This window comes from Kribbella sp. CA-253562 (genome assembly GCF_050942265.1).
GTDB lineage: Bacteria > Actinomycetota > Actinomycetes > Propionibacteriales > Kribbellaceae > Kribbella.
Genome location: NZ_CP192049.1, coordinates 1,164,009 through 1,179,203, shown reverse-complemented (window position 1 = coordinate 1,179,203; position 15,195 = coordinate 1,164,009). Strand labels below are relative to the sequence as shown.

Annotated in this window: 19 protein-coding genes; 8 read left to right on the top strand and 11 right to left on the bottom strand. The window is 70.5% G+C overall.

What is annotated here, in order from left to right; all coding sequences use genetic code 11:
- Positions 1-24 precede the first annotated feature (24 nt).
- On the bottom strand, positions 25-1,506 hold the full coding sequence (locus ACQPXM_RS05740) for an MFS transporter (RefSeq protein ID WP_432945511.1): 1,482 nt from the start codon (positions 1,504-1,506) through the stop codon (positions 25-27).
- Between the two features lie 122 nt (positions 1,507-1,628).
- On the opposite strand from ACQPXM_RS05740, the gene soxR reads away from it, so the two are divergent.
- A complete protein-coding gene (soxR, locus tag ACQPXM_RS05735; protein ID WP_432945509.1) occupies positions 1,629-2,135 on the top strand; it encodes a redox-sensitive transcriptional activator SoxR in 507 nt (168 codons plus the stop codon).
- A 55-nt stretch (positions 2,136-2,190) separates the two neighbouring features.
- A complete protein-coding gene (locus tag ACQPXM_RS05730) occupies positions 2,191-3,318 on the top strand; it encodes an epoxide hydrolase family protein (RefSeq protein WP_432945507.1) in 1,128 nt (375 codons plus the stop codon).
- Between the two features lie 27 nt (positions 3,319-3,345).
- Here the strand turns inward: ACQPXM_RS05730 and ACQPXM_RS05725 are convergent, their stop codons facing one another.
- Positions 3,346-4,203, bottom strand: coding sequence for a helix-turn-helix transcriptional regulator (locus ACQPXM_RS05725; protein ID WP_432945505.1), 858 nt, complete (start codon positions 4,201-4,203; stop codon positions 3,346-3,348).
- A gap of 85 nt (positions 4,204-4,288) precedes the next feature.
- Between ACQPXM_RS05725 and ACQPXM_RS05720 the strand changes: the two genes are divergently transcribed.
- Positions 4,289-5,068 (top strand): SDR family NAD(P)-dependent oxidoreductase, encoded by a 780-nt coding sequence (locus ACQPXM_RS05720; RefSeq protein WP_432945503.1) that lies wholly within the window; start codon positions 4,289-4,291, stop codon positions 5,066-5,068.
- A 55-nt stretch (positions 5,069-5,123) separates the two neighbouring features.
- On the opposite strand, the gene ACQPXM_RS05715 is transcribed toward ACQPXM_RS05720, so the two are convergent.
- The 6 genes from ACQPXM_RS05715 to ACQPXM_RS05690 are packed head-to-tail and all read right to left on the bottom strand — an operon-like array spanning position 5,124 to position 9,407.
- Complete coding sequence (locus tag ACQPXM_RS05715) at positions 5,124-5,300, bottom strand: hypothetical protein (RefSeq protein WP_432945501.1); 177 nt, start codon at positions 5,298-5,300, stop codon at positions 5,124-5,126.
- A gap of 17 nt (positions 5,301-5,317) precedes the next feature.
- Positions 5,318-5,911 carry an energy-coupling factor transporter transmembrane component T family protein gene (locus tag ACQPXM_RS05710; RefSeq protein WP_432945499.1) on the bottom strand — a complete coding sequence of 198 codons (594 nt, stop codon included), beginning with the start codon at positions 5,909-5,911 and terminating at the stop codon, positions 5,318-5,320.
- Positions 5,908-6,591: an energy-coupling factor ABC transporter ATP-binding protein gene (locus tag ACQPXM_RS05705; protein WP_432945497.1), complete on the bottom strand. Its 684-nt coding sequence runs from the start codon at positions 6,589-6,591 to the stop codon at positions 5,908-5,910. Before ACQPXM_RS05705 ends, ACQPXM_RS05710 begins: the two co-directional genes overlap by 4 nt.
- Entirely contained in the window at positions 6,588-7,697 is a 1,110-nt protein-coding gene (locus tag ACQPXM_RS05700) for a thiolase family protein (RefSeq protein WP_432945495.1), read from the bottom strand. Before ACQPXM_RS05700 ends, ACQPXM_RS05705 begins: the two co-directional genes overlap by 4 nt.
- On the bottom strand, positions 7,690-8,811 hold the full coding sequence (locus tag ACQPXM_RS05695; protein WP_432945493.1) for a class I adenylate-forming enzyme family protein: 1,122 nt from the start codon (positions 8,809-8,811) through the stop codon (positions 7,690-7,692). The genes ACQPXM_RS05700 and ACQPXM_RS05695 overlap by 8 nt, the downstream gene beginning before the upstream one ends.
- Entirely contained in the window at positions 8,811-9,407 is a 597-nt protein-coding gene (locus ACQPXM_RS05690; protein WP_432945491.1) for a biotin transporter BioY, read from the bottom strand. The genes ACQPXM_RS05695 and ACQPXM_RS05690 overlap by 1 nt, the downstream gene beginning before the upstream one ends.
- An 84-nt stretch (positions 9,408-9,491) precedes the next feature.
- Here ACQPXM_RS05690 and ACQPXM_RS05685 point away from each other — a divergent pair, with 84 nt between their 5' ends.
- From ACQPXM_RS05685 to ACQPXM_RS05675, 3 genes are read left to right on the top strand one after another with little or no spacing between them, the layout of a single operon-like run.
- On the top strand, positions 9,492-10,094 hold the full coding sequence (locus ACQPXM_RS05685; RefSeq protein WP_432945489.1) for a TetR family transcriptional regulator: 603 nt from the start codon (positions 9,492-9,494) through the stop codon (positions 10,092-10,094).
- Positions 10,091-10,897, top strand: coding sequence for an MOSC domain-containing protein (locus tag ACQPXM_RS05680; protein ID WP_432945487.1), 807 nt, complete (start codon positions 10,091-10,093; stop codon positions 10,895-10,897). The genes ACQPXM_RS05685 and ACQPXM_RS05680 overlap by 4 nt, the downstream gene beginning before the upstream one ends.
- Positions 10,897-11,118 carry a biotin/lipoyl-containing protein gene (locus ACQPXM_RS05675; protein WP_432945485.1) on the top strand — a complete coding sequence of 74 codons (222 nt, stop codon included), beginning with the start codon at positions 10,897-10,899 and terminating at the stop codon, positions 11,116-11,118. Before ACQPXM_RS05680 ends, ACQPXM_RS05675 begins: the two co-directional genes overlap by 1 nt.
- A gap of 62 nt (positions 11,119-11,180) precedes the next feature.
- Here the strand turns inward: ACQPXM_RS05675 and ACQPXM_RS05670 are convergent, their stop codons facing one another.
- The 3 genes from ACQPXM_RS05670 to ACQPXM_RS05660 all read right to left on the bottom strand — a co-directional run bounded on the left by ACQPXM_RS05670 (position 11,181) and on the right by ACQPXM_RS05660 (position 13,260).
- Positions 11,181-11,891, bottom strand: coding sequence for a hypothetical protein (locus tag ACQPXM_RS05670; RefSeq protein ID WP_432945483.1), 711 nt, complete (start codon positions 11,889-11,891; stop codon positions 11,181-11,183).
- Positions 11,892-11,959: 68 nt separating this feature from the next.
- On the bottom strand, positions 11,960-12,718 hold the full coding sequence (locus ACQPXM_RS05665; protein ID WP_432945481.1) for a hypothetical protein: 759 nt from the start codon (positions 12,716-12,718) through the stop codon (positions 11,960-11,962).
- Positions 12,715-13,260, bottom strand: a complete 546-nt coding sequence (locus ACQPXM_RS05660; RefSeq protein WP_432945479.1) for a SigE family RNA polymerase sigma factor — start codon at positions 13,258-13,260, stop codon at positions 12,715-12,717. Before ACQPXM_RS05660 ends, ACQPXM_RS05665 begins: the two co-directional genes overlap by 4 nt.
- A gap of 77 nt (positions 13,261-13,337) precedes the next feature.
- On the opposite strand from ACQPXM_RS05660, the gene ACQPXM_RS05655 reads away from it, so the two are divergent.
- Positions 13,338-13,976, top strand: coding sequence for a LysE family translocator (locus ACQPXM_RS05655; protein WP_432945477.1), 639 nt, complete (start codon positions 13,338-13,340; stop codon positions 13,974-13,976).
- 97 nt (positions 13,977-14,073) lie between these two features.
- Entirely contained in the window at positions 14,074-15,192 is a 1,119-nt protein-coding gene (locus ACQPXM_RS05650; protein ID WP_432945475.1) for a polyprenyl synthetase family protein, read from the top strand.
- Positions 15,193-15,195 lie beyond the last annotated feature (3 nt).

Sequence of the window (15,195 nt, the reverse complement as noted above, 5' to 3'; positions counted from 1 at the left end):
GTGCGACCTTCCCTGCCAGTGAGGCTAGCGGCCGGCCGGTACGTCCGCATCTGTCGAACGACTGGCGATCAAAACCGCGACGACAAAGCTCAACAGCAAGCAGAGGATGGTGATGCTGACCTGCGTCAGCTGCCAGGACCGGGTGAGAGCGTCGAGCTCGACCGCTGCTTGGTCGCTCAGACGGCCGGAGCTGACGTCCGCGGCCCGGCTGCTGTCGCCGTCGAGCTCGGAGGTGAGGAAGCCGAGAAGGGAAGCACTGAAGCCGGCGATGACCATCGCCTCGGCAGCGCCCCGGAGGGTGTTCAGAAACCCCGCGGCCGCGCCGACGGTGTCCGGCGGGACGAGGCTCATCGCCTGACCGTCGGTGAGGCCGAAGGAAGCGCCCATGCCGATGCCGATCAGCAGCAGCGGTACGGCGACCACCGCCACGGTGTGGTCCGGCCGAAGCGCAATCAGCGACAGCTTGCCTCCGACAACAAACGCCAGTGCGACCAGGATCAGCACGCGCGCCGAGGTGCCCTGGTTCACCAGGGACACCGCGATCATCGGCATCACCATCACAGGTGCCGTCAGGAGCAACATGGCCAGCCCCGCGACAGCCGGGCTCAACCCGGTCGCGGCCTGAAGGTACGTCGGCAAGAACACCAGCACTCCGAGGAACCCGATCGACGTCGTCACCGTCGCCAGGCACCACGCCATGAACTGCCGGTTCGTCACCAGCGCCGGATCCAGGACCGGGGCCCGCGTACGGCGCTGCGCAATCGCGAACACCACCAACGCGAGCAAACCGATCACCAAAGCCACCACGATGCGCGAGTTCGCCCATCCGAGCTCGGGGGCCGCCAGTACGGCGTACATCAGGATCGACAGCGCGAAGACGAACAGTGCACTGCCCAGCCAGTCGGCGGAGCCACCGGGCGAGCGTGACTCGTGCAATCGCGTTCCACCGACAGCGACGAGCAGGCCGATGATCGCGAAGACGACGAAGCCGCCCCGCCACCCGGTCGCCGTGATGAGCACGCCGGACAACGTCGGCCCGATCGCGATGCCGATCCCGGCCATGGTGCCCATCAGGGCGAACGCGCGATGGCGAGCGGGACCGTCGTACGCCGACGCGAGCAGAGCGCCACCCGCCGCCATGGCGCCCGCGGCGCCGACGCCCGAGACGATCCGCGCCACATCGGCGACCACGATCGACGGGCTGAGCGCGGTCGCCAGGAAGCCGACCGCGAAGACGCCCGCGGCGCCGACGAACACCCGGCGCCGGCCGACCCGGTCGGCGGTCGCCCCGGCCACCAGGGTCATTGCCACGAAGGCCAGGTTGTAGCCCGCGACCACCCAGTTCAGCGGTGATCCGGACGCGTCGAGGTCGTTGCCGATACTCGGCAGCGCCACCGCGGTGCCCGAGATCGACATCGCGACGAGGACCACGCCGGCCAGCACCACCGGCAGCGTGAGTCTCGCGGCTGTGGTCGTCGGTGCGCTGTCCGTGCTTGCTGAGGCCATGGCAGGCTCACTTTCTCCGGTCCTGGGCTGATGTGCCGGACCAGCTCAGCGCCTCAACCATGGTTGAGCGCAAGCGACTGCTTGACCTCAACCGTGGTTGAACCTCTAGCGTCCCGATCACGATGGACAGGCACGTCGACACCAACGTCCCGCTCGCGATCGGCGAGGTGATCCGGCGTACCGGCGTGCCCGCGTCAGCGCTGCACTTCTACGAGCGCAAAGGCCTGATCTTCTCGTCCCGCGACGGCTGCAACCAACGCATCTACGCCCGCCACATGCTGCGCCGCATCTCGCTGATCATCGTCGCCAAGCGGCTCGGCGTACCGCTGTCGGACCTGGCCGCCGTCTTCGCCGGCCTCCCGCGGGACCACGCCCCCACCCACGAGGACTGGCAACGCATGTCCCGCGCCTGGAAACGCCAACTCCAGGCCCGCCGCCGGATCCTGGAGAACCTCGAACACGAACTCACCGGCTGCATCGGCTGCGGCTGCCTGTCGATGAAGGCCTGCGCCCTGCTGAACCCCGACGACACGCTGCAGGAAGAGGGCCCCGGCCCGGTCCGGTTGCAGCAGCCGACCCGGCGGTCGCGGGCCGCCGGGTCGCCGATGTCACCGGGGCAGTCGTCCTGACAGGATGAGGTCTTCAGCCGCACACCCGAAGGACCGATCCGAACCGGAGGCATGAATGGGCGAGCCGTTGATCTCGGTGCCCGACGCCGAGCTGGATGACCTCCGTCGCCGGCTCCGCAGTACGCGCTGGCTCACTCCGTGGCCGCTGGACGGCTGGCAGGCCGGCACCGACACCGACGAACTCCGCCGCCTGGTGACGTACTGGGCCACCGACTACGACTGGCGCAAACACGAAGCCGCCATCAACGCCCTGCCCTCGCACGTCGCCGAGATCGACGGCACCCCGGTCCAGTACCTGCGCTTCGACGGCGAGCACCCCGACGCGCTGCCGATCGTCCTGACCCACGGCTGGCCCAGCTCGATCCTCGAACTCACCGACCTGGCCCAGCGCCTGGCCACACCTTCGCAGTACGGAGGATCGCCGGCCGACGCGTTCACCGTCATCGTGCCGTCCCTGCCCGGCTACGGCTTCTCACCACAGCGCCCGTCGTTCCCACCGGCCCTGCAGTACCACGAGATCTGGCACGCGCTCATGCACGACGAACTCGGCTTCACCCGGTACGCCGCCCACGGCGGCGACCTCGGCGCGGGCGTCAGCTCCCGCCTCGGCGAGGCCTACCCCGACGCGGTGATCGGCATCCACCTGCTCGCCGTCGCCCCACCCACCTCGTACGACGAACAAACGCTCACCGCCGAGGAGAGGACGTATCTCGACCAGGTCGCGGCGTGGACGGCGGACGAAGGCGGCTACCAGCACGAGCAGAGCACCCGCCCCCTCACCCTGGCCCACGCTCTGTCCGACTCCCCCGCCGGCCTGCTCGCCTGGATCCTCGAGAAGTACCGCGCCTGGAGTGACAGCGGCGGCGACTTGTCGACTCGGTTCCCCGACGACTTCCTGCTCACGCAGGCGTCGCTCTACTGGTTCACCGGCAGCATCTCGACGTCCTTCCGGCCGTACTACGAGTACGCGCGCGGCCTGACCCGGCGCGTGGAGCGCGTCGAGGTCCCGACCGCGGTTGCTGTCTTCCCCGCCGATCTCACCCAGCCGCCGCGCGCCTGGGCCGAACGCACCTACAACGTCACCAGATACACCCGGATGCCCCGCGGCGGTCACTTCCCCGCCCATGAGGAACCTGCGCTGCTCGCCGACGACCTCGTCGACTTCTTCCGGACCCTCCGTTGAGCTGCGGAAGAGCTGCAGCACCAGCGGTCAGAGCGATCGGCTCGCCTTGACGCCCTCGACGCCGAGGACGTTCAGCAGGGCCAAGGCTTCGGCGTCGCGGGAACCCTGCGGTGCGCTGTACAGCACGAGATGCTGGTCGCGGTCGGTGAGGGCGAGGGAGTCGCAGTCGACGGTGATCTCCCCGACTGCCGGGTGTCGGAAGGTCTTGGTGAGCATCGGCGAAACCTGGACGTCGTGCCGTTCCCACAAGCGGGCGAACTCCGGGCTGCCGCTGCGGAGTTCCTCGATCAGCTCGGTCACCGCGGGATCGGCCGGGTAGCGCGCGCGGGTGGAGCGCAGTTCCATCACGACGTGCTGCCGGAACTCGGTGGCGTCGGAGACTCCGTAGAGCGGTGTCCCGGCGCGTGACGATCCCAGGAAGGCCCGGCGCGCGAGGTTGCGGTCGTCCGGGGCGACGTCGGCGAAGTCCTCCATCAGTGCGGCCGCGAGGTCGTTCCACGCGAGTACGTCGAAGATCGCGGACGTCACGAAAGCCGCCGTCTGCGGCAGCCGTTCGATCAGCGCGAGGATGCTCGGCCGTACGTCGCGCCGATGCAGCCCGCCGCCGATCGGCGCCGTACCGGCGAGCAGGTGCAGGTGGCCGGACTCGGTGTCGGTGAGGCGCAAGGCGCCGGCGATTCCGGCGAGGACCTCTCCCGACGGTCGTGGCGCCCTGCCCTGTTCGAGGCGGACGTAGTACTCCGTCGAGATGTGCGCGAGCACCGCCACCTCTTCGCGGCGAAGACCCGGTGTCCGGCGCCGCGACCCCGAGGGCAGACCGACGTCCTCCGGGCGCAGCCGCTCGCGGCGGCTGCGGAGGAACGCTCCGAGCTCCTGCTTGTCCATGCGTCCAGTCTGCCTCGCCGACGGCGACGGATCCTGGTACAAGCTGTGCCTGTCTGCCGCCGTACGCCGGAGCAACAGTGGTGGCATGACAACAACGGACATCACCCCCATCGGCCTGCTCACCGGCAAGGTTGTACTCATCACCGGCGCCAGCCGCGGTATCGGAGCGGCCGCCGCCCGGCTCTTCACCGCCGAGGGCGCCGCCGTCGTACTCGCCGCTCGGAGTACCGACGCTCTCGAGCAGCTCGTGAAGGACATCCGCGCCGACGGCGGTGTCGCGGACGCCGTCCCGCTCGACCTCGCCGACCGGGCGAGCATCCGCGCAGCGGTCGACCGGGTCGAGCAGCTGCACGGCCGCCTCGACGGCGCGTTCAACAACGGCGCCGCGATCCAGCACCCCGGCCCGCTCGACACGACGAGCGACGAGGACATCGACCAGCAGTTCGCGGTGAACTTCCGCGCGCACTGGACCGCGATGACCGCCGAGGCCGCCTTGATGCGCCGCGGTCACGGCGGCGCGATTGTGAACACCTCGAGCATCGGCAGCCGCCGCGCGAACCCGGCCCTGCCGGCGTACGGCGCGATGAAGCGCGCGCTCAACAGCATCACCGAAACCGCCGCCGTCACCTGGGCCCCGGAAGGCATCCGCGTCAACGGCATCACCCCCGGCGGCACCGCGACCCAGATGATCGACACCTGGGAAGCCGCGACCCCCGGAGTTGTCGATCACATCAACGCCTCGATCCCCCTCGGCCGCATGGCCGAGCCCCGCGAAGTAGCCGAAGTCGCCGCCTGGCTCCTCAGCAACCGCGCCTCGATGGTGACCGGCGCCATCGTCCCCGTCGACGGCGGCGCGGGCGCCTGACAGCACAAGTACCGCGAAGGCTCCGGCCCGCGGGGACGTCTCGCCCGTGGTTTACTCACCACAGGATCGAGGTGACGATGAAGGTATCCAAGACTCTGTTGGCACTGGTGTTCGCCGTCGGGCTGCTGACCGGCTGCTCGGGGTCGGGCAGCGAGCCGGTCTGTGAGGCGACGACGGCCGGAGTGACTCCTTCGACTCCGCTGCCCAGCGGAGACGACTGCTGAGCGTCCACCCGGATGGCTTAGGGGGTCAGTCCACGCCGCGGGCGGCGAGGGCTTCACCCAGCTGGTCGGCGTGTTTCAGTGCCACCACGGTGAACGTCATCGCGAAGATGCGTATCCCGCGGCCGCCGCGAGCGCGCTGGGCCTCCCGCACCTCGAGTGCCAACCGGCCCAGGACGGGCACAGTGGTGAGTACCGTGCAGAAGAGCAGCGAGGCGCGCTGCGGGTCGACGCCCAGCCGGCGCAGCGGTTGCAGTCCGCGTTCCAGCGCGGCGAGGAGGTCGGTGACGCGCGTGGTCAGCATGACCAGCGTCGCGAGCAGGATCGCGGCCCCGACGCGCGCGGTGTTCGTTGCCGCTGGCATCAGACCGGAAAAGATCAGTTGCCCGGCGAACACGATGAGCAGAATCCACCGCAGGCCGTAGAGCTGAGTGATGAATTCTCGTGCGCCCGGGCCGAGGAACAGGTACGTCGCCGCCGCCACCGCGAGTGCGGCCACGCTCGCTTCCCAACTGGTCGGCAGCAGCGAGACGGCCAAGACGACAACGGTGAAGCCCAGCGCCTTCGGTCCGGCGGGAAGCCGATGCAGCGGAGTTCGACCCGGTCGGTAGAGCGCCGTCACACCAGGCTCGCTTCGTACTCCGGTACGACGGTGGCGGCCGGTCCGACCGAGACCAAGCCGCCGTCGGCGAAGTGCAGCGCCACATCGCAGCGCCGGGCCAGATCCAGGTCGTGGGTCACCAGCAGGAGGCGATGGCCGAGATCGGCGAACAGGTGGTCCGCGACCCGGCGGCTGTGGCGCGCGTCCAGGTAGGCGGTCGGCTCGTCGGCGATCACCAGCTCCGGCCGCCGTACGAACGCTCCGCAGAGCGCGAGGAGCTGCTTCTGGCCGCCGGACAGGCTGTGGGCGGGCCGGTCGGCGAGATCGGCCAGGCCGAAGTGCTCGAGCGCCTCACGGACGCGCCGAGTCGACTCTTCCGTGCTCAGCCGCTGCGACCGGAGCGAGAACGCGACGTCCTCGGCGACGGTCGGCATGATGATCTGCGCGTCGGGATTGCTGAACACGAACGCGATCCGGCGGCGCAGCTCCTTGGCCTGCTTCACCGGATCAAGACCCAGGACGCGGATCCGGCCGCCGAAGGGCGGAATCAGACCGCCGACCAGCCGGGCGAAGGTCGACTTGCCCGACCCGTTCTCGCCGACGACGGCGATCCGCTGCGCGTCGAGCCCACAGCTGACGTCGTCCAGCACGCGAACGTCGTCGAGCACCACCTGGACCTGGTCGAGGTCGAACGCGCTCACCGAACCACCTCCACCACAACAGCCACGCCCATCCCGCCGCCGACCGAAGCCGCCGCGACGCCGACAGTTCCCGCCGGTGCACCCCCACGGACCAATCGGCTGAACAACCGGACCACGGCGACCGCTCCACTGGCTCCCCAGGGATGACCGAGCGCGAGCGCCCCACCATCGGCGCACACCCGCGGATCGTCGTCCGCGATCCCCAACCGGTCCAGGACAGCCAAACTCTGCGCCGCGAACGCTTCCACGATCTCGAACGCCGTAACGTTGCCTATGGCAACACCCGCCGAGTCCAGCGCCGCCAGCACCGCCGGCGCGGCACCGAGCCCTGGCAGCGCGGGATCGCAGCCGACGATGGCGTGAGCCCTGACAGCAAGGCCCGGCGACCCCGCGGCGGAGACCACGACGGCGGCCGCACCATCACTGATCTGGGTCGAGGTTGCCGCGGTCAGCGTGCCGCCGGGAAACAGCGGGCGCAGCCGAGGCAGCAGGCGCTCCACGTCCCTGATCCCGTCGTCGACGGTGAGACCTGCGATCGGGACGAGCTCGCCGGCGAAGCGCTGCTCCGCTACGGCCGCACGGGCCCGAGCGTGACTGCGAAGCGCGTGAGCGTCCTGTCGCGAGCGCCCGATTCCGTCCTGTGCGGCGAGATCCTCCGCGGCCCGGAGCATGTCCGGATCGGGAAACCCCGGCGGCGCGAACGGCGCTCGCGCATACGGCACGCCATCAACAGAGCGCTGAGGCGCCGTCGACGCACTCTCCGCACCACCGGCGATCCGCGTCCGGCCGTCGGCGCGGACGGCGTACGCCGCATCGATCACGGCGGCCAACCCGCTGCCGCACTGCCGATCGACCGTCGAACCCGGCACGTGGACGCCGAACCCCGCCGCAAGTGCCGCCACCCGCGCAGGATTGCCTCCGGGCCCCATGCAGTTCCCGAGTACGACGTCCGCAAGGTCCAGCGGGCCGGCAACCTGCTGAGCATCCGTCCACGCAGCATCGAAGGCCGCCGCTGCCAACTGCGCCACGTCGAATCCGGCGAGCCCTCGTCCGCGCGTGGCGATCGGCGTACGGCGAGCCGCCACGATGACGGGATCGTCAGTCAAGGGACGCCACCTCTCCGGTCTCGATCGCCTGGCGGAGCCGCGCCCGCTGTGGCTTGCCCGAGGCGGTCCGCGGAAGCTCGCCGACGAACCATCGGCGCGGCCGGTGGGCGGGCGCGAGCAACTCGCGGGACGCTTCCTTCAGCTCCGACAGCTGCGGCCGGCTCTGGCGGTCCGCCTCGATCACCGCGACAACGACTGCGCCCAACGTCGGGTGCGGAACGCCGATCACCGCCGCATCGCTGACCCCTGGAACAGTTCGCAGCAGCGTTTCCACCTCTTCCGGCACGACCGTAGCGGAGGCGGTCAGGATCGCGTCGTCGGATCGTCCGAGCAGCCGCAGGCCACCCCTGCCGAGCTCCGCGCGGTCTCCCGCCGTGACCCACTCCCCGTCTCGGCGCAGTGGCCGGTCGGCGTAGGTGTGCGCCACGAACGGCGAGCGAACCCACAGCTCACCCTGCTCGACACGCAGCTCGACTCCGGGCAGCGATCGCAGTCCTTCACCACTGTCCGCCGCGACGAAGGACAACTCCGCCGCGCCGTAGTACGCGATCACCCGAATACCGAGGCCCTCAGCGCGAGTTCGCAGCACCGGATCGAGACGCGAGCCTCCGATCAGGGCCGACTTCATTCGCGGCGGCGGCGCGTCCAGCAAAGCCCGGAACGCCTGCGGGGTGCCGTGGAAGCACGTCGCTTCCTGGTAGTCGGCGGCAACGACCGAGTGCCCCTCGGACACCAACGGGCGCGGACCGCCGGCGAGTGCGTGGGCGAGCGAGAACAAGGTCAGCGAAGAGGCCGGCGGCGCGGGCAGCGCGATCGTGTCGTCGCTGTCCACCTGGAGCAAATCGGCGACCAGGGCAAAGGACGACGCCCACGACGCTTCCGATCGCAGCACGATGCGTGGCGTCCCACTGCTACCGCTGGTCGAGGCCGCCCAGGCAAGCTCCGGGTGAGGCGTCGTACGCCGTGCTGCGTCGGCCAACTGCTGCCAGTACGCCTCCGACCAGCGGTCGTCTCCGACCAGCGGAATGGCACCGGCCTCGCGTACGGCGCGGATGCGGCCGATCAGCTCCCCAAGCGGACCACCGCGCAAGGGAACGAGCTCGCCCGGTCTCATCACTCCGGATGCCCACTCTGTCGGCCCGCCCCAGCAGGCACCGTCGTCCGGAAGGCGCGGGGGTAAGCGCGCGCGAGCCGCATCGTGACCGCCGTGGCCAGCGCGGCCTTCAGGAGATCCCCGGGCAGAAAGACCAGGCTCTGCAGCAGCGTCGCCGACAGCGGCAACCGCGTCACCGCGCTCTGCACCGGAATCCCCACCGCATACACGGCGACGATCCCACCCAGCACCATCGCGACGAGCACACTCGCCCACGTACGGCGGCCCAGCGCGCGCACCAGCAGCCCGACGACCATCGCGCCGAGAATCCAGCCCAGCAGGTAACCCGCGCTGGGTCCGACGAACACGCCCATGCCGCCCCGCCCACCGGCCAGCAGCGGCATGCCGAGCGCCACCAGGACGAGCAGCACCGAGATCGACAGGGCGCCCAGCCAGGGACCGAGGATCGCTCCGGCGAGCATCACGCCGAGACTCTGCGCGGTGACGGGGACCGCACCGAACAGGTTCACGGCCCCCGGCAGTCCCAGGACGGCGGTGAGTGCGGCGAAGACGGCGACCCGCGCGAGGTCGTTCGTTGCCAGCCTGGGCACGGCCATGGTTTCTCCCTGTGTCGAGCGACCGAGCCGAGCCGCCGCTACCTGAACAACGTTCACCTGAACGGCGTTCACTATACTGATCGGGTGGCCACCGAGGAAAACGAAACGATTCGCCGGCACTCCCGCGACGACGTCGCGACGGCGGCGCTGCAGATCCTGGACGACTACGGTCTGGGCGACCTCACGATGCGTCGCATCGCCGCTGCGCTCGGTGTGCAGGCCAGCGCCTTGTACTGGCATTTCCCGAACAAACAGACGTTGCTGGCCGACCTGGCCGACCGCATCGTGGGCCGGGCCGCGCCGGTCGGCCCGCACCCGGACTGGCGTCGCACCGTCGCGGAGGAGTGCGGCGCATTGCGCGACGCGTTGCTGGCCTATCGCGACGCCGCCGAGGTGGTCGCGAGCACTCTCGCGCTGGGCATCGGATCCACCGCGGCGGTGGAGCGCCTCGCGGCCGCGATCGCGTCCGGCGGGTTCGACGAGGAGACGAGTCAGGCCGCCGCGCCCGTGCTGCTGCACTTCGTGCTGGGGCATGTCCAGCACGAGCAGCAGCGGATGCAGTACGACAGCCTCGGCATCGTGCCGGAAGGTCGCTCCGTGCTCGACGGCCAGAGTCCCTCGGACCGCTTCTTCTTCGGTGTCGAGCTCTTCACCGGCGGGCTGGCGCTCAAGCTGAGGCAGCGATGACAACCCGCGACGAGGTCCTGGAGCTCGGCTCCTCGGTGCTCTCCGCCGGTTTCGCGCCGGTCAAGGGGACCCGGCATCTGAGCTACCCGGAGGTGCGGTTCGATCGAGCCGGCCCGGTGGGCGATCGACAGTACTGTCTTGTCGATCTCGCGGCGGGTCGCGTCCTGAAGACGGTCGAGAACTCGACCCTGATGGCCGTCGTCTCGACTGTCACCGACGGCGGACTCGAGATCACCCTTCCCACCGGAGAGTCCGTCTGCGCCGCACCCGAGCCGGCCGGCGAGGTTGTCACCAGCAACTATTGGGGACGCGCGGTCGATCTCGAGCTCACCGAGGGGCCCCACGCGGCGCTCATGTCGGAATGGCTGGACCGGGACGTACACCTCGCCAGAGCTCCGCGGGGAGCCGTCGTGTTCAACGCCCCGGTCAGCATCGTCACCACCGCGTCGCTGCGTGACCTCGGCACTCGAGCCGATCACCCTGACCTGACGGCCGAGGCCGCGCGGTTCCGCGCGACGCTGGTGATCGACACCACCACGCCGTACGCCGAGGAGGCCTGGCTGGGACGCGTCGTGCGGGTCGGTGACGTGCTGCTGCGGGTGGGTCCGCCGATTCCCCGCTGCGCTGTCATCGACTTCGATCCGGCCAGCGGGATCCGCCGCGGGCGACTGCTGAAGACGCTCGCCCAGTACCGTCCCACCAACGCCGCAGGCGAACCGTGCTTCGGTGTCTCGGCGGACGTGATCGGCCGCGCGGGCGCCGGGACACCGCACCGGCCCACGATGTCCTTCGAGGAGGGGTGATGACGCCGAGCCACATCGCGGCACCATTCCACGGGGTGGTGACGATCCTGGTCCGCGAAGGGGACAAGGTCGCCGCGGGTGACGCCGTCGCGACCATCGAGGCGATGAAGATGGAAGCCGCCATCACCACCCCGGTGGGCGGGGTCGTCGAGCGCTTGGTCCCGGCGGTACCTCGAGCCGTCGACGGAGGCGATCTCCTGCTCGTCGTCCAGCCGTCGTGACAACCCCCGCCGCCGGCGTGCGTCCGAGGATCCGGGGGATCGGCTCCCCGGACGCAGAGCTGCTACTTCGGTAGCGGATTCTCGGCGTTGTCCGGGAACCGTGCGAGCAACTTGCCGGTGGCGTCGTACACGAACACAGCCACCTGGTCACCCTTCGGGCCAGGGGTGCGCTTGGCCGTCTCCGCGCCGTTCAGGACCGCGCTCGACTCGACCCAGCCGGGGATGCCGCCGAGCCGGTAGACCTTGGCGTACCAGGCCTTCCGGCCACTGGTGTAGACCACCGTCGCCGCCGACTTGTTCTTGAACACCGAGTTGACCAGCAGGGCCTTGCCCGATCCCAGGCTCTGGATCCCGGACGAGGAACCGTCGCCGATGTTGTCGTTGCCCACCGTCGCCCGCCAGCCGAACGGCTCGTACGGTTCTTCGCCGGGCGCGTGACTGACCAGGGCCCACTTGGTGCCCTCGGTCCGGAACGTCACGGTCGGGGCGATCTCGACCGATCCGTTCGCTGCCAGCGTGCCAACGGCCTGTGGCTTGTTCTGCCACGAATACTTGCCTTGGGCCACCTTATTCGGCGCGGCCTTCGGTACGGCGGCCGCCGCCCGGGCGGGTGCGGCACCGGCGACGCCGGTGAGTTCAGCGGCTTCGGCGGCCCGTGGCTTTCCGGTCCCGGCGACCGCCGCTCCGGTGATCGTGATGCCGGCGACCGCGGCGACCGCGAGTCCGGTGACCGCCAGGCGCGTCGTCCGGCCCGGCGTTCTCGACTGCTTCATTGTTGCCCTCCACAAGGATTGGCGTGAGCTTGCGGGCTGAAGGACGTCGATCCGCCGGGAAGGGTTCTTCAGTTCGCCAGCGGATCCTTGCCGCCGCCGAAGCTCGCCACCAGGTCGCCTTGGGCGTCGTAGGCGAAGACGGAGACCGCGTCGCTCGTCGGTCCGGGGGTCACACTCGCCGTCGACGAGCCGGTCACGATCGCCGAGGACGCGACCCAGCCGTCGATTCCACCGAGCCGGTAGACCTTGGCGTACCAGGCGCGCTGGCCGCTGGTGTAGACCACCGTGGCGGCCTCCGGACTCTTGAAGACCGAGCTGACCAGCTGCGACTTCCCGCCGATTCCGAGGCTCTGGATGCCTGGCGAGGTGCCGTCGCCGAGGTTGGTGTCGCCCACCGTCCCGCGCCAGCCGAACGGCTCGTACGCCGGCTCACCCGGGACCTGGCTGACCAACGCCCACTGCGTCCCGCGGGTCTTGAGCGAGTAGTGCGGCGCGATCCGCACCGATCCGCCGGCCGGTAGTTGCCCGATCGCCTGTGGAGCGTTCTGGAAGACGAAGCCGCTCTGTGGTCCGGCCGCCTTCGTACCCGTCGCGGCACTCGATTCACCGGCCACCGGCGGAGAGAACGGCTCATTTCCGCCCCCGGCCGAGAAGACCGAGAGGCCTCCGGCAACGACCGCACCGACGGCGAGCGACGTGATCCCGGCCGCGAGCACTGCTCTCGTACGGCGGCGCCGGTGCGCGCCGGCGATCACCCGGGAAGCGTCCAACGGGCTCACCTCCCCCGGGTCGGGCCGGAGCAGCTCCCGCAGCTCGTTGTCGTTCATGCGTTCCCTCCCGTGAAGCTGGCGCTCAGTCCCGGGACCGCCCGCAGTTTCTGCAGGGCCCGCGCGTGCGCACTCTTGATCGTGCCGACCGCGACTCCGAGCGTCGCCGCCGTCTGGGCCTCGGTGAGATCCTCGGCGTACCGCAGGACGACGACGGCGCGCTCCCGGGCGGTCAGGGCGTCGAGCGCGGCGGACAGCACCAGCCGGCGTTCCACCTCGTGGGCCGGGTCGGCGACGGACCGCTCGAAGTCCAGTTCGAGCTCGGTCGCGCCTCCGCTGGGCCGCTCGCGCCAGGGCCGTCGCCGCAGCCAGGACAGATGCTGGTTGACGACCACCTGACGGACGTAACCGAACGGGTCACCCATCTCGATCCGGTCCCAGCGCAGATACGCCTTCTCCAGCGCGGTCTGCACCAGGTCCTCCGCGAGCGCGGCGTCGCCGCACAGCATCCGGGCCAGGTGCACCAACCGCCCCGACCTGGCCACGACGAACGCCGTGAAGTCCTCGTCGCGCTCCGCCGACCGCATCCACACTCCCGTCATTCTGCCCCTGTACCGGAAGACGGCCGCCGGCCCGAAAAGGTTCTGCGGCCGGTCTCGCGAGCGCGTAGCCTGACGGGATGCCGTCCGCCCATCATCTGGTGGCCTTCGCCGTCACCGCGCTGATCGTGATCGTCGTGCCCGGACCGAGTGTGCTGTTCATCGTCGGGCGAGCCCTGGCGGTCGGCCGCCGGGAGGCGATGCTGACCATGCTCGGCAACACGCTCGGCGCCGCGGTGATGCTGGTCGCGGTCTCGCTCGGCCTGGGCACGCTGATCGCCGCGAGCGCGGTCGCGCTGACCGTGGTGAAGCTGGCCGGAGCGGCGTACCTGATCTATCTCGGGGTGCACGCGTTCCGCACCCGCAAGTCGCTGGCGGAGGCGCTGACCGGTGGGGTGCGACCGGCGAACACCCGGCGGGTGCTGCGGCAGGGTTTCCTGGTCGGGGTGACCAACGCGAAGACGGCGGTGTTCTTCGCGGCGGTGCTGCCGCAGTTCGTGGACCCGGCGGCCGGGGCGGCGGCGCTGCAGATCCTGCTGCTCGGGCTGATCTTCATCGTGATCGCGCTGGTCTCGGACACGGTCTGGGCCGTCGCCGCGGGGTCCGCCCGCGACTGGTTCGCCCGGTCGCCGCGACGGCTGGAGCTCGTCGGCGGCACCGGTGGCCTGATGATCATCGGCCTCGGCGCGAGCATCGCGGTCAGCGGCTCGAAGGAGTAGTCCCGGTCGTCGCCCGCGGCGGGCGAACTTATGCACCAAGCGTGCCCGGGATTCGGCGGGGTACCGAGGGGTCTTCACGACTGTGGAGGTCACAACGGTGCTGCCAACGATCGGACGTCGTCTCGCTCCCCGGCCCACGACCGGCAGCCTCGCGCCGCCGGAGTGGCTCGAAGCCCAGCTCGTCACCACCCGGGAACTCGTCGCCGACTTCACGCACCGCCGGAGCACCGAGTACTTCGTGGCGCCGGGCACGGCCGTGCTGCGGGAGACGCTCGCCGAGTTCGTTGCCAATGGCAAATACCTGCGGTCGACCTTCGCCACGCTCGGCTGGCTGTGCGGCCGGCCCGAGTCCCGGCAGGCGCTGAAGGCGGCGGCCGGCCTCGAGCTGCTGCACGCGTTCGCGCTGATCCAGGACGACGTGATGGACGAGTCGGCCACCCGGCGCGGCGCGCCCACCGTGCACGTCCGGCTCGCGGACTGGGCTGCTGACCGGCTCTCCGATCCCGCCCGCTTCGGCCGATCGGCCGCCGTACTGCTGGCTGACCTGTGCCTGGTCTGGTCGGAGCGGATGTTGCGCGAGTGCGGCCTGCCACAGGCGTCGCTCGATCGCGCCTGGCCGGTTTTCGACCTGATGCGCAGCGAACTGGCCGTCGGCCAGTACGGCGACCTGCTGAACGAAGACCTCCACACCGCCCAACTGGACGACGTACTGGATGTCGCCCGGCGCAAATCCGGCAACTACTCCGTACGCCGTCCGCTCGAACTCGGTGCCGCCCTCGCCGGCTGCAGCCCGGCCGTCACCGCAGCCCTCGGCCAGTACGGCGCCGCGATCGGCGAGGCGTTCCAGCTGCGCGACGACGTGCTCGGCGTTTTCGGTGATCCGGCCGTCACCGGCAAGCCGATCGGTGACGACCTTCGCCAGCACAAGGCCACCACGCTCGTCGTAGCGGCCCGCGATCTCGCCGACCACCACCAGGCCGAGCAGCTCCAGAAGCTCGCGCGCGACCGCCCGGCGCCAGGCCGGGAGGAGGACGCCTGGGTCGAGCGGTGGCAGGACCTGATCCACGCGTGCGGTGCGGCGAGCTGGGCAGAGGAGGCGATCGGCGGCCGGGTCCGGACCGCGCGAGCCGCCCTGGACGCCGAGCCCTCGATCCCCGAGTTGCCGCGGGAGACCTTGGAGTTCCTCGCCGACCACTGCACCCGCCGGACCCGGTGACCC

Excerpts from the sequence above, each read along its gene's own strand:
- ACQPXM_RS05730 (WP_432945507.1), top strand. The coding sequence starts at position 2,191 with ATGGGCGAGCCGTTGATCTCGGTGCCCGACGCCGAGCTGGATGACCTC.
- ACQPXM_RS05690 (WP_432945491.1), bottom strand. The coding sequence starts at position 9,407 with ATGGCCGTGCCCAGGCTGGCAACGAACGACCTCGCGCGGGTCGCCGTC.
- soxR (WP_432945509.1), top strand. The coding sequence starts at position 1,629 with ATGGACAGGCACGTCGACACCAACGTCCCGCTCGCGATCGGCGAGGTG.
- ACQPXM_RS05670 (WP_432945483.1), bottom strand. The coding sequence starts at position 11,891 with ATGAAGCAGTCGAGAACGCCGGGCCGGACGACGCGCCTGGCGGTCACC.
- ACQPXM_RS05740 (WP_432945511.1), bottom strand. The coding sequence starts at position 1,506 with ATGGCCTCAGCAAGCACGGACAGCGCACCGACGACCACAGCCGCGAGA.
- ACQPXM_RS05720 (WP_432945503.1), top strand. The coding sequence starts at position 4,289 with ATGACAACAACGGACATCACCCCCATCGGCCTGCTCACCGGCAAGGTT.
- ACQPXM_RS05675 (WP_432945485.1), top strand. The coding sequence starts at position 10,897 with ATGACGCCGAGCCACATCGCGGCACCATTCCACGGGGTGGTGACGATC.
- ACQPXM_RS05725 (WP_432945505.1), bottom strand. The coding sequence starts at position 4,203 with ATGGACAAGCAGGAGCTCGGAGCGTTCCTCCGCAGCCGCCGCGAGCGG.
- ACQPXM_RS05660 (WP_432945479.1), bottom strand. The coding sequence starts at position 13,260 with ATGACGGGAGTGTGGATGCGGTCGGCGGAGCGCGACGAGGACTTCACG.
- ACQPXM_RS05680 (WP_432945487.1), top strand. The coding sequence starts at position 10,091 with ATGACAACCCGCGACGAGGTCCTGGAGCTCGGCTCCTCGGTGCTCTCC.
- ACQPXM_RS05695 (WP_432945493.1), bottom strand. The coding sequence starts at position 8,811 with ATGAGACCGGGCGAGCTCGTTCCCTTGCGCGGTGGTCCGCTTGGGGAG.
- ACQPXM_RS05665 (WP_432945481.1), bottom strand. The coding sequence starts at position 12,718 with ATGAACGACAACGAGCTGCGGGAGCTGCTCCGGCCCGACCCGGGGGAG.
- ACQPXM_RS05655 (WP_432945477.1), top strand. The coding sequence starts at position 13,338 with ATGCCGTCCGCCCATCATCTGGTGGCCTTCGCCGTCACCGCGCTGATC.